This is a genomic window from Pseudomonas nitroreducens (genome assembly GCF_010994165.1).
Classification (GTDB): domain Bacteria; phylum Pseudomonadota; class Gammaproteobacteria; order Pseudomonadales; family Pseudomonadaceae; genus Pseudomonas; species Pseudomonas nitroreducens.
This window is the reverse complement of sequence record NZ_WMBX01000002.1, coordinates 607,227-619,327: the sequence shown is the minus strand read 5'-3', so window position 1 is coordinate 619,327 and position 12,101 is coordinate 607,227. Positions and strand designations below refer to the sequence as shown.

12 protein-coding genes are annotated in these 12,101 nt (G+C 66.1%); 5 read left to right on the top strand and 7 right to left on the bottom strand.

Features of this window, described 5'->3' with window-relative positions; translation table 11 throughout:
- The first annotated feature begins 24 nt into the window (after positions 1-24).
- Genes GJV37_RS10765 through GJV37_RS10755 form a run of 3 tightly spaced genes read left to right on the top strand, consistent with a single transcriptional unit; the run spans position 25 to position 1,762 of the window.
- Positions 25-495 carry an arsenate reductase ArsC gene (locus tag GJV37_RS10765; RefSeq protein WP_024762776.1) on the top strand — a complete coding sequence of 157 codons (471 nt, stop codon included), beginning with the start codon at positions 25-27 and terminating at the stop codon, positions 493-495.
- A 12-nt stretch (positions 496-507) separates the two neighbouring features.
- Positions 508-1,209 (top strand): arsenical resistance protein ArsH, encoded by a 702-nt coding sequence (gene arsH / locus GJV37_RS10760; RefSeq protein WP_024762775.1) that lies wholly within the window; start codon positions 508-510, stop codon positions 1,207-1,209.
- Between the two features lie 7 nt (positions 1,210-1,216).
- Entirely contained in the window at positions 1,217-1,762 is a 546-nt protein-coding gene (locus tag GJV37_RS10755; RefSeq protein WP_024762774.1) for an arsinothricin resistance N-acetyltransferase ArsN1 family B, read from the top strand.
- A 45-nt stretch (positions 1,763-1,807) separates the two neighbouring features.
- Here GJV37_RS10755 and GJV37_RS10750 read toward each other — a convergent pair whose 3' ends face one another.
- Positions 1,808-2,557 (bottom strand): substrate-binding periplasmic protein, encoded by a 750-nt coding sequence (locus GJV37_RS10750; RefSeq protein ID WP_065086633.1) that lies wholly within the window; start codon positions 2,555-2,557, stop codon positions 1,808-1,810.
- A 221-nt stretch (positions 2,558-2,778) separates the two neighbouring features.
- Here GJV37_RS10750 and GJV37_RS10745 point away from each other — a divergent pair, with 221 nt between their 5' ends.
- Positions 2,779-3,663 carry a DMT family transporter gene (locus GJV37_RS10745; protein WP_193452437.1) on the top strand — a complete coding sequence of 295 codons (885 nt, stop codon included), beginning with the start codon at positions 2,779-2,781 and terminating at the stop codon, positions 3,661-3,663.
- On the opposite strand, the gene GJV37_RS10740 is transcribed toward GJV37_RS10745, so the two are convergent.
- From GJV37_RS10740 to GJV37_RS10730, 3 genes are all read right to left on the bottom strand, one after another.
- Positions 3,660-4,994, bottom strand: a complete 1,335-nt coding sequence (locus tag GJV37_RS10740) for an MFS transporter (RefSeq protein ID WP_193452436.1) — start codon at positions 4,992-4,994, stop codon at positions 3,660-3,662. The two genes, GJV37_RS10745 and GJV37_RS10740, sit on opposite strands and share 4 nt — an antisense overlap.
- Before the next feature lie 161 nt (positions 4,995-5,155).
- The gene (locus GJV37_RS10735; RefSeq protein WP_193452435.1) at positions 5,156-6,235 is read right to left on the bottom strand and encodes a C45 family autoproteolytic acyltransferase/hydrolase; all 1,080 of its coding nucleotides are present in this window, start codon (positions 6,233-6,235) and stop codon (positions 5,156-5,158) included.
- 61 nt (positions 6,236-6,296) lie between these two features.
- Complete coding sequence (locus tag GJV37_RS10730) at positions 6,297-8,033, bottom strand: amidohydrolase (RefSeq protein WP_193452434.1); 1,737 nt, start codon at positions 8,031-8,033, stop codon at positions 6,297-6,299.
- A gap of 106 nt (positions 8,034-8,139) precedes the next feature.
- On the opposite strand from GJV37_RS10730, the gene GJV37_RS10725 reads away from it, so the two are divergent.
- Positions 8,140-9,054, top strand: a complete 915-nt coding sequence (locus tag GJV37_RS10725) for a LysR family transcriptional regulator (RefSeq protein ID WP_024762770.1) — start codon at positions 8,140-8,142, stop codon at positions 9,052-9,054.
- Between the two features lie 209 nt (positions 9,055-9,263).
- Here GJV37_RS10725 and GJV37_RS10720 read toward each other — a convergent pair whose 3' ends face one another.
- From GJV37_RS10720 to GJV37_RS10710, 3 genes are all read right to left on the bottom strand, one after another.
- Positions 9,264-10,736 carry an aldehyde dehydrogenase family protein gene (locus tag GJV37_RS10720; RefSeq protein ID WP_084357702.1) on the bottom strand — a complete coding sequence of 491 codons (1,473 nt, stop codon included), beginning with the start codon at positions 10,734-10,736 and terminating at the stop codon, positions 9,264-9,266.
- A 139-nt stretch (positions 10,737-10,875) separates the two neighbouring features.
- A complete protein-coding gene (locus GJV37_RS10715; RefSeq protein ID WP_024762768.1) occupies positions 10,876-11,253 on the bottom strand; it encodes a DUF3592 domain-containing protein in 378 nt (125 codons plus the stop codon).
- Between the two features lie 73 nt (positions 11,254-11,326).
- Positions 11,327-12,067, bottom strand: a complete 741-nt coding sequence (locus GJV37_RS10710) for a nuclear transport factor 2 family protein (RefSeq protein WP_240157932.1) — start codon at positions 12,065-12,067, stop codon at positions 11,327-11,329.
- Positions 12,068-12,101: the final 34 nt, after the last annotated feature.

Below are 12,101 nucleotides of genomic sequence, written 5' to 3'. Positions count from 1 at the left end.
CGCCCAGAAGCGGAGGAGCCTTCCATGCGAGTCCTGTTCATGTGCACGGCCAACAGCTGCCGCAGCATCCTCTCCGAGGCGCTGTTCAATCACCTGGCGCCCGAAGGCTTCGAGGCGGTCAGCTCCGGCAGTTTTCCCAAGGGCCAGGTATTGCCCCGCAGCCTCGCTACCCTGGAGCAGGCCGGCATCTCTACCGAAGGCCTGAGCAGCAAGGGCAACGACGCCTTCGAAGGCAACCCGCCGGATATCGTCGTCACCGTCTGCGACAAGGCCGCCGGCGAGGCGTGCCCGGTCTACTTCGGCCCGGCAGTGAAATCCCACTGGGGGCTGGAAGATCCTTCGGATGCCGAGGGTGACGAGGCCGCGATCGACGCCGCCTTCCGCGCCACGCTGGCGCGCATCGAACTGCGCTGCCGCGCCTTCTTCGCCCTGCCCTTCGCCACCCTCGGCCGCGACGAACTCAAGCGCGAGCTGGATCGTATCGGCGCCCTTTGATCAGGAGGACACATGTCCGAACAACTGCCCAACCTCGACCTGTCGCTGATCGATCCGCTACCAGCAGCCGCCGATGCCAGCGAGCACAAACCGCGCATCCTGCTGCTTTACGGATCGACGCGCGAGCGCTCCTTCAGCCGCCTGCTGGTGGAGGAAGCCGCACGGCTGCTGCAGCACTTCGGTGCCGAGACGCGCATCTTCAATCCCTCAGGCCTGCCGCTGCCGGACGATGTGCCGGTGGAGCATCCGAAGGTGCAGGAACTGCGTGACCTGGTGCGGTGGTCGGAGGGCCAGGTCTGGTGCTCGCCGGAACGCCACGGCGCACTCTCGGCGGTGTTCAAGGCACAGATCGACTGGATCCCCCTGGCCCTCGGCGCCGTGCGCCCCACCCAGGGCAAGACGCTGGCGGTGATGCAGGTCTGCGGCGGCTCGCAGTCGTTCAACGTGGTCAACCAGTTGCGCGTCCTTGGCCGCTGGATGCGCATGTTCACCATCCCCAACCAGTCCTCGGTTCCCAAGGCCTACCTGGAGTTCGACGAGGCGGGCCGGATGAAGCCCTCGGCGTACTACGACCGCGTGGTCGACGTCATGGAGGAGCTGGTGAAGTTCACCCTGCTGCTGCGGGATCGCCAGGAGTTCCTGGTGGATCGTTATTCGGAGCGCAAGGAGAACGCCGAGCAGCTGTCCGCCCGTGTGAATCAGCGCTCGATCTGAGGTGACCATGCCCAGCGAAATCAGGGAGGCGCGCCCCGAGGATGCGCCAGCAATCCAGGCCATCTACGCGCCGATAGTGAGTGGAACGGCGATCTCCTTCGAAGAGGTGCCGCCGAGTGCCGCAGAGATTCGGCAGAGGATCTGCACGACCCTGCAGACTTACCCGTACCTGGTTGCGTTACGCGATGGGCGCATGGCCGGCTACGCCTATGCGAGCCAGCACCGGGCGCGCGCTGCTTATCGATGGGCAGTGGATGTCACGGTCTACATCGCGGAGAGCGAGCGGCGCTCGGGTGTGGGCCGCAGCCTCTATGCCGAGCTGCTCCCCATCCTGGCCAGGCAGGGATTCACCGCCGCCTATGCCGGCATAGCCCTGCCCAATGCAGCCAGTGTCGGCCTGCATGAGCGGTTGGGTTTCCAGCATGTCGGCACCTTCCCGCAGGTCGGTTTCAAGCTCGGCCAATGGCACGACGTGGGCTACTGGCGTCTTGAGCTCGGCCCGCCGAGCCAGTCCCCCGGCGAGCCACGTCCGTATCGGGACATCGCGGGCTGAGCCTCCCGCACACGGACAAGACGCGACGCAAGTACCCGGACGATCTCACTGCAGGTCCGGGCTCTCGTATCGACGCTGAATGCGCGCCAGCTCGCCGGACTCGCGCAACCGCTCCAGCGCGCGACTCCAGGCGGCGACTCGCTGGTCGTCGCTGTCGCGGCTGAAGGCGATGTAGAGCGTGGAGCGAAACAGCTCGACCGGCACCTGGCGCAATGTGCCGGGCGACAGGCCCAACTGGCGGCTGTAATACGCGACGCCGGCATCGGTGTCGCCGACGATGATGTCGGTACGCCCGGCCAGCAACATGAGATAGAGCTGCGGGCTGCCGGTGGCGCGCTTGTCGAGATTGTCGAAGCCCATGGCCTCCAATGTCTCCGGAACCAGCCCGGCATGCCGGGTGGTAATACGCGGAGCGCCCCGCAGGTCGCTCAGGGTATTCGCCGGCTGGCGCGCATTGGCCAACTGATAGGGATGGATCGACTCTTCGACGATCGGGCCTACCCATTTGTACAGCGGCTCGCGCGCCGGCGTGCGGAACATGGAAAACATGATGGTCTTCGGCTGCGACTGCAGGGCCAGGCTGGTGCGCATGCTGGGCAACAGCTCGATCGCGAAATCATCGCCGGTCAGCCCCATGATGGCCTTGACGATGTCCGTCGCCATGCCGGTGAGCTGGCCGTTCTCGACGTAGTTGTAAGGCGCCCACTCTTCGGTGACGACCCGATAGTCCCCTGCCCAGGCCCCGGCATTGAGCAATGAACAGAGCAAGGCTGCACAGATGGTCGAAGGCTTCACAAGGCTCGCTTGGCGGGAGTGGCAGGACAGCGACGTGCTGAAGTGAGGAGCTGAAAATCATAGTACCAGCCACCTGGCGCCGCCACCGCCAGTGCAGGGCGGCACAGGCAGGCGGAAAACCTCGGCGTGCTGCCTTCCCAAGCGTCAAGCGCGACCGGCAAGATAGCGGCATTCGCTGCCACGCTTTGGCGGCCCCTGCTGCCTTGTGCCACCGGAGTCGTATGCAACCGCGCGACCTTGCCGCCTACCTGTTCCTCGCCGTCGGCTGGGGGCTGTCCTTCCTTGTGCTGCTCAAGGCCATCGCCGGCTTCGGCTGGGTTGGCGCGGTCAGTTTCCGCGCGCTGATCGCCAGCTTCACGCTGTTCGCCGTGGCACGGCTGGCCGGGCGCCAGCTGAACTTCGCAGGGATGTGGAAGCCGCTGTGCGTGGTTGGCGCCACCACGGTGGCCGGGCAATTGATCGGCATGACCTACGCCACCCCGCGCATCGGCACCGCCATGGCAGCGATCTTCGTCGCCGGGATTCCGCTGTTCTCGATGCTCATCGGCCGCCTCTGGGGCCTGGAACGCATCACCTGGAGCGGCCTCGGCGGGCTGGTGCTGGGTTTCTTCGGCATGGTGCTGCTGGTGGGCTTCCCGGCGGTGCCGATCACCCACGAGTTCATGCTCGGCAGCGCAGCCTCCGTGTTCGGCGCCGTCTGCGCGGCCTTCGGCAGCAATTACGCCAGCCTGAAGCTGCGCACCGCCGGCCCCTGGGAAGTGACCTGCGGCGCGTTCGGGATCGGCGGCCTGCTGACCCTGCCCTTGCTGATCTGGGTGCCGGTGCCCGGCACGCCGCAACCGATCGATGTGTTCTTCCTGCTGATCTGCGGCTGCATATTCAGCGCGGTGAACTACGTCGTCTACTTCCAGCTCGTCTCGCGAATCGGCGCGACCAGAACCATCAGCGTGGAGTTCGTCGTCACCGTGGTCGCCGTCCTGATCGGCGCCCTGGTGCTGGACGAGAGCCTGTCGCTGGTGCAGGGCGTGGGCGCGCTGATCATCCTGATCGGCTGCGCCCTGGTGCTCGGCCTGGTGCCCGGCACCAAAGCCCGCGCCGTGACTTAACCGACCTGAGCCTGGGCGACACCCGGCGAGGCGTCGTCGCGGTCGATCAGCTCCATCGGCAGATGCGAGGTTTCGCGCAGCAGCCAGGAACAGATCGCCACCAGCAATAGCGCTGCCGCGCCGTAAAGCGCGACGCCGAACGGGTTGCGCCCGGTAGCGATGAGAATGGCGGTAGCGATGCTCGAGGCCGTGCCGCCACCCAGTGCCGCGCCGATCTGGTAGCTGAAGGAAATCCCCGAGTAGCGCATCTCCCGCGGGAACTGCTCGGCGAGGAAAGCCGGGATCGGCCCCTGGGTCGCCCCCATGAAGAAGCCCACGGCGATATACGCCAGCATCGCCAGCGGCAGGTTGTGCAAGCCGATCAGCGGGAAGAAGGCGAACAGCCCGAGCGCCATGATCGCCGCGCCGAAGATCATCACTGCACGCCTGCCGAAACGGTCCGACAAGTGACCGAAGAATGGCGCGGACGCGACGATGGCCACCGACAGCGAGAAGTCGAACAGCAGAGCGTGGCTGCTGCTGTAGCCGATGTCGGTCGCGTAGGCGAGGAAGAAGGTGCTGCCGATATAGGCGATGGTGACGTAACCGAAGGCGATGCCGATGCACAGCAACAGCTCGCGCGGCCGGCGGCGGAAAGCTTCCATCAGCGGCATGCGCGCCTCGGCTTTCGGCGCGGCCTTGGGCTGCGGCGCGGTGTTCTGCAGGCGCGCGTAGAGACCGATCAGCACCAGCAGGCCACCGAGCCAGAACGGAATGCGCCAGGCAATACCGCTCAGGTCATCGTCGAAGGCGAAGCTGACGATGGCGAACACCGCCGAACCGAAGATGCCGCCGATGCCGATACCCATGCTGGTGAAGCTGCCCCACAGGCCGCGGCGGCCTTCAGGTGCGACCTCAATGCCGAACAGCGCCGCCCCGCCCCACTCGCCACCGGCGGCGAAACCCTGCACCAGGCGCAGCAACACCAACAGGACGGGCGCGGCGGTACCGATACTGGCGTGGGTCGGCAGGAAGCCGATCAGCAAGGTGCTCAGGCCCATCAGCACCAGGGTGGCGACCAGCGCCTTCTGCCGGCCATAACGATCGCCCAGGTGCCCGAACACCACGCCGCCCAATGGCCGGGCGAAGAAGCCGGCTCCAAAGGCCGCGAAGGCCACCAGTACGGCGGTCAGCCGGTCCATGCCAGGGAAGAACAGTTGCGGGAAGATCAGCGCGGCGGCGTAGCCGTAGATGACGAAGTCGTAGAACTCCAGCGCGGTGCCCATGCCGGAGACGCAGAAGGTGCGAAAGGCCGAGCGCGAGCCCGGCGCGGCGGGCGTGTGGTCGATCATGGCGGTTCACTCTTGTTTTTGTGGCAATACGAAACCTGCGCGGCGGCCGGTGGGCTGCCACGGGGGCGTAAGTTCTGAAATTGAGTAGTTGCGTTGTGACGTTTTACGATCGGCGGTGAAGCGAACTTCAGCGCTCGGACATTGCCCTCACCCGTTTGCCTCTAGAACCGCAGGAAGCCCTCATCGGCCATTTTCTTCGGCGTACCAGCCACGTACTCCAGCGCGCAACCGGCGGTGTCCAGGCCGATGCTCAGCAGGGTTTCCCAGCGCTCGGTGTCCGGCTCGGACATGTCCGGATGGAAGCACACCACCGCCTGGTCGCCGTCGGCGCCACAGAAGGCGTCGGCACGTTCGCCCAGGGCCTTGCCGGTCATGCCGGTGGTGGCCGCCTTGAGGTGCTCCAGGCGCGCGTAGGTGGTGGAGACATCCGCGGTACGCTCCCCCCAGCTCAGTTCGCCGTCGAGGAAGTGGTTGGTATGCAATAGCCAGCCATCTTCGCGCGGCACCACCACGGCGGTGTGCGCCGGGCTCATCTCGATGCTCGCGGCACGCGCGCGCACATCGTTGCGGGTGAACACGCTGAGCACGGTGGACGCACTGACCCGCGCCGAGCGCGCCATGTCGATGGCCTCGGTGACGCTGGTGGCTTCTTCCAGCACGCGGCGGGCGATGGCGTGTACCGGCACACCGGCGCTACCGTTGTCGCTCTCGTGGTGCAGGATGTTGAAGTGCACGCCCAGGCCCGCGCTGTTCACGCCGATCTTGCCGAGCATGCCGAACTCGGTGAACAACTTGGCGGTCAGGCCGGTGCTGCCGGTGAAGCCCAGCAGCAGGCCGTGGGGCACCAGGCTGTCGTGCCAGTCCCAGGTCTGCAGGCTGCGCGGGGCGATGGCGCCGGCGGGCGCATGGACGGAAGTGGAGCACTCGCCCTCCACCGGCTGTGCGGGCATCACCGCCAGCACTTCGGTGCGCGCATTCAGCGCTGCCAGCTGCCACAGCGGCAGGCCGGCGCCCAGGGCCAGGCCCTCCACTTCCTTCGCCAGCGCCGGGCACCAGTCGGCCAGCGCGGACAGGCTGCCCTCGCCGATGGCCCGTGCCTTGTCGATCTCCACGCCGACGCGCGGGAAGAAGTCCAGGTACAGCGCCACGGCCTGGCGGATCTGCTCGGAGAAGGTTTCGCCGATCTGCCGGCCACGCTGCAGCGGGTCGCGGATGTCGGTGGTGAAGGTGTGAAGGATCACGGCAAGGCTCCTGCAATTGCTTTATTTCAAGAAGCCAGAGCGCCGCGGCGCTCTGGCTGGATCAGAGTTTGTCGCTCGAACGACTATAGACTTCGCGGCCGGCGAACCAGGTCTTGAGCACCTGGGTGTCACGCAGCGCTTCCGGCTTGACCGTGAACACATCGCGGTCGAGCAGGATCAGGTCAGCCTGCTTGCCCGGCTTCAGCGAGCCGATGCGGTCCTCCAGGCGGATGGTGCGCGCGGCGTTGAGGGTATAGGCCTGGAACATGGTCTGCCGGTCGATGTCCTCGGCGGCGTTGAGCACGCCTTTCGGGCCGACGCGCTGGATCGCCTGGTAGATGGCCTTCCACGGATCGGGTGTGGTGATCGGCCAGTCGCTGGCGCCGGAGATGGTCGCGCCATGCTTCAGCAGCGAGCGTGCCGGGTACATGTGCAGGAAAGCCATGGCACTGACGTAGGGCTTGACCAGATCGACGCTGTTCTCGTCGGCGGCCGCCCAATAGAGCTGCATGGCAGCGATCACATCGAGCGCCTTGAAGCGCGGGAAATCCTTCGGGTTGACCATCTGCAGGTGGGTGATCGAGTGCGGGATGCCGCTATGGCGATCCTTGCGCGCCTGCTCGATGCCATTGAGCGATTCGCGCACCGCCCGGTCGCCGATGGCGTGGATGTGCACCAGCCAGCCGCGGGCGTCGGCGGCGCTGACCAGTTCGCCGAAGTGCTTGGGGTCGATCAGCAGTTCGCCGTACTTCTTCGAGTTGCTGTAGGGCTCGAGCATTGCCGCGCTCTGCGCCGGCACCTCGGCCACGCCGTCAGCGAAGATCTTGATGCCCGGCAGCGTCAGGTTGGGGACATCGATGAACTGCTGGCGCACCTTGTCCAGTTCGTCGAGGTCAGCCGGGGTCGCCTTCGAATCGGCCATCAGCAGCGCAGCGACATGCGCGGTCAGCCCGCCCTGCTCCGCCAGCAGCTTGTAGGCCGGCAGCACGCCAACAGAGTCGTTGTGGATGTCGCCACCGGGATTCTCGTTCGCCAGGGGCTCCATCCAGCCGGTGATACCCAGCTCATGGTAATAGCTCTGCGCGCCTTTCAGCGCCTTGAGCAGCTCGTCATCGCTCGGCAGCGGCAGCAGTGCCTGCACCGGATAGAGACCGGCGTCCACCAGGAAACCATTGGGCGTACCGTCGGCACCGTGGCCGATGGTGGCCTGCTCCTCGCCCTGCAACGACTTGACCTTGGCGGCGTCGATGCCGGCCAGTTTCAGCAACGCCTGGTTGGCCCAGCCGGTGTGGTAGTCGCCACCGGCCAGGAGGATCGGCTGATCAGCCCATTCGCCCTGGTTGAAGCGCCGCTGCAGCTCACCGATTTCGTCCCAGTACGCCGTGGGCACGCCGCCGACATAGAGGAACCGGCCACGTCGCGCGCGGCCATCCTCGCGCCACTGGCGCAGCTTGCCCTCGAACTCGGCGAGCGGCAGGTCCTGGTTGTCCAGGTTGGCCTGGAGCATCTGCAGGCCGCCCTTGACCAGGTGGGTATGAGCGTCAATGAAACCGGGCATCAGCACCTGGCCATGCAGGTCGATGACGGTCGTTTCCGGTTGCTTGAGCTTGAGGATCTGCGCGTCGGAACCGACGGCGAGAATGCGGCCGTTCTCCACCGCCACCGCCTGCTGCAGTGCCTGGCCGGGTTCGGCGGTGTAAACCTTGCCGCCATGGAAGATCAGGTCGGCGGCGGCCATCGTTTCCATCGAGGAAAAAGCGCAAGCGGCGGATACCAGCGCCGGAATCAGTAGTTTCATCGCAAAGCCTTCGTTATTGTTGGTCTGCGAAGAAGGTTAAGCAAAAGCCCCGGCGCTTTTAACACCGACTTCCCGCACAACTTCTGTTCCTGCCAGGAAGCAATTCATGGACAAGATGACCGCCCTGACGATGTTCGTCGCCACCGCCGACCATGGCGGCTTCAGCCGCGCCGCCGAACAGCTGGGCAAGACGCCCTCGGCGATCACCAAGGGCGTCGCACAGCTGGAGGCCGAACTGGGCCAGCGCCTGTTCGAACGCACCACGCGGCGCATGGCGCTGACCGAGGCCGGGCACATCTACCTGGAAGGTGCGCGCCAGGCGCTGGTGCAACTGCAGCGAGCCGAGGAGGAAGTGGAGCAGTTGCAGACCGAATTGCGCGGCAGCCTGCGCATCGCCGCCCCGCCCTCCTTCGCGCCGGCCTTCTTCAATGCCGTGTGCTGCCGCTTCCTGCGCGAACACCCGCAAGTGCGCCTGGAGGTCGACCTGGCCGACGAGTTCGCCGATCTGGTGGAAGGCGGCTACGACCTCGCCCTGCGCGACGGCCCCATCGACCTGCCGGACGTGATCGCCCAGCCACTCCTGGAAAACCGCCTGCTGCTCTGCGCGAGCCCGACATACCTCGCACGCAAGGGCCTGGATGTGACCCTGGAGAACTACGAGCAGCACGACTGGCTGATCTTCCGCCACCCGTTGCTGAACCGGAATTTCTGGTGGGTGCAGCGGGACGGCGAGCGCATCCGTATCCGCCAGCCGATACCGCGCGTGGCCAGCGACAACTACGACTTCCTGCTGTCGTGCCTGCTGGATGGCCAGGGCCTGCAATTCCTGCCGCAATGGAGCGCGTTGCCCTACCTCGAACGCGGCGAGCTGGTGGAGCAACTACCGGATTGCTGGCGCGACCAGAGTGCATTCGGGCCATGGGTGCATGTGCTTTACCTGCCGCACCGAAGGAGCACGCGCAAGGTGCGGGTGTTCATCGACTACCTGCGCGAGCATTTGCAGGGGAAGGGGCTGATTTAGCCGAAACGATGGCACTGACCTGAAGGAGCACGCCGTAAGCGTGATCGCGGGCATCGCCCACTCCTACAGGAAACCGGCGCGGCTCCCGTCGAACGCAGGAGCGGACTTTGTCCGCGATGTGTCACCGGCCAGCCCAGAGCCGCCGGGTATCGATCGCGGACGAAGTCCGCTCATACGCAAATGCCCGACGTTGAGCCGGTAGTTTCAGCTTACTTGATGTACCAGCCCCAAGGCTGGTCGCTGAGGTACTCGGTGACCTGCTTGGTCTCCAGGTAGTTGTCCAGGCCCCACACGCCCAGCTCGCGGCCGATGCCGCTCTGCTTGTAGCCGCCCCAGGGCGCCTGGGTGAAGGTCGGTTGCGAGCAGTTGACCCAGACGATGCCGGCGCGCAGGCCACGGCTCACGCGCTGGCAACGCGCCGGGTCGGCGGACATTACCGCTGCCGCCAGGCCGAACTGGCTGTCGTTGGCCAGGCGCAGCGCCTCGGCTTCATCCTTGAAGCGGCGCACGGCGAGCACCGGGCCGAAGATTTCCTCGCGCCACAGGGCGCTCTCCAGCGGCGAATCGATGAACACCGTCGGCTCGACGAACCAGCCCTTGTCCCGATGCGCCGGGCGCTTGCCGCCGGTGGCCAGCTTTGCGCCATCGCGCACGCCGGCTTCGATGGCCTGCAGCACCTTGGCGTGCTGGCCGGCGCTGACCAGCGGGCCGAGCAGCACGCCCGGCTCCAGGCCATTGCCGATGGTGATGCGACGGGTTTCCTCCACCAGGCGTTCGATCAGCCGGTCATGCAGGCCATCCTGCACCAGCAGGCGCGAGGTGGCGCTGCACACCTGGCCCTGGTTCCAGAAGATGCCGAACAGGATCCACTCCACGGCCGCTTCGACATCCGCATCATCGAAAACGATGAAGGCCGACTTGCCACCCAGCTCCAGGCTGACGTTCTTGATGTCCTGGGCTGCCGCCTGCATGATCGCGCGCCCGGTGGGCACGCTGCCGGTGAAGGCCAGCTTGTCCACGCCCGGATGCGCCGAAAGCGGCGAGCCGGCGCCGCGACCCAGGCCGGTGACCACGTTGAGCACGCCCTTGGGCAGGCCCACGGCATCGGCGGCGGCGGCCAGTTCCAGAGCGGTCAGCGGAGTCAGTTCCGAAGGCTTGAGCACGGCGGTGCAGCCTGCGGCCAGCGCCGGCGCGACCTTCCACGAAGCCATCAGCAGCGGGTAGTTCCACGGGATGATCTGCCCGGCCACGCCGACCGGCTCGCGCAGCACGCGGCAGGCGAAACGCTCGTCGGGCAGCGCCACCACTTCGCCCTCGCCGTTCAGCCCCTCGGCCAGCTCGGCGTAGTAGTCGAAGCAGCCAATGGCGTCGTCGATATCCCACTGTGCTTCGGGAAGCGGCTTGCCGTTGTCCTGCACTTCCAGGCGGGCCAGGTCCTCGCGGCGGCCACGCAGGTTGTCGGCGATGGCGCGCAGGTAGCCGGCGCGCTCCTTGCCGGTGCTCCGGCCCCATTCGCCTTCATCGAAGGCCCGACGCGCAGACTTCACGGCACGATCCACATCCTCACCGGTAGCGGCGGCAACCTCGGTCAGCACCGCTTCGCTGGACGGTTCGTACACCTCGAAGCGGCCGCCCTGTGCGGGTGCCTGCCACTGGCCATCGATATAGAGCTGGTCGCGCATGCGAAGGTCTCCTGAGCTTGTTGGAATGCTTGTCGGGCGAGCATAGGGAAATGGACACGGGGTTGATAACGCGGACGCCGTGCATGCGGGCACGCGCGGAGCGGACGCCCGGAAAGCGCGCAACGACCCGCACCCGACCTCAAAGAACCGCGTGGAAGCGTGGAATCTCCGGCACGACGATGACCGAATAAGCAGGCTTCTTCGGGTTGTAGCCAATCGTAATCGGCCGCCCAGCGGGAAACTGGGCCGCTTCCTGGTTAGCGCGCGACTCGCGTGCCGTGATTGCGACCAGATAGCGGGCACGATACTCCCTGCCGCCGACCTCATAAACGTAGTGTGCGTAGACGTGGTATTTCGCTGGCGGAGAACTGTTCTTCGACCCCAACTCGCGCACTACCTCGGTGCTCTCCACCACGGCATCGGCCCTGGGACCATTGCGGCTATCGGACTCCATGCTGCACATCTTCGCGAAGGCAGCGAGCATGATCAGGCAGATCGCCCACTTCAACAGGTTCATAGCATCATCCTTGATGGGTAAGTAAGCCGCCCCTTGCCGCCTACAGCAGGATAGCCAGGGGCAGCACCCTCAACTACAGCGCTGCCTTCTGCTCCAGATAGGCCTTGGGCGACAGCCCCGTCTCCTCGCGGAAGCAGCGGTAGAAGGTCGACAGCGAACGGAAGCCCGCCGCCCGAGCCAGTTCGTCGATGCGCGTGACGCTGGTGGCGCCGTCGAGTTGGCCGAGCAGGTGGCGCAGGCGCAGCTGGTTCAGGTACTGGTAGAAGCTCAGGCCCAGCACCTGGTTGAGGAAGTAGGAAATCTGGTTGCGCGTATAGCCGGTGGCCGCTGCGACCTGGGGCATGTCCAGGTCGGGATTGAGGAACGGCCGGTTCTGCTGGAAATACTGCTGGATATCGCCGCCGAGCTGGCTCAGCTGCCGCGCTGAGAGCCCCAGCCGGCTGTCGGCCATGCGCGGTTGCGGCTCACTGGCCGCTTTCTGCGGCTGACCGATCAACGCGGCGTGCTCGTTGACCCGGATGATCCGGCCATCGCGCACGGTATAGGCCTCGGTGGTGCGGAAGGACACCAGCCCTTGCGTGCCGCGCAGGGTCACCTGGTACTGCAGGAAGGCCGTGTCACCGTCCACCCGCAGGCGATCGGTGTAGACCTGCGACTCATCTCCCGCCGCCGGCATGCTGGTCTGCAGGTACTCGCGCAGTTCGCTCGGCGCGATCCGCCGCCCCTGGAAGAAATCGTTGTACTCCACCTGCGGGTCGAACAGCGCCATCAGCGCCTCGATGTCATGCCGGCGCCAGGCCTGGTGGTAACGCATGACCACCGCGTGTGTAGCGGCGCTGGCCGGGTCG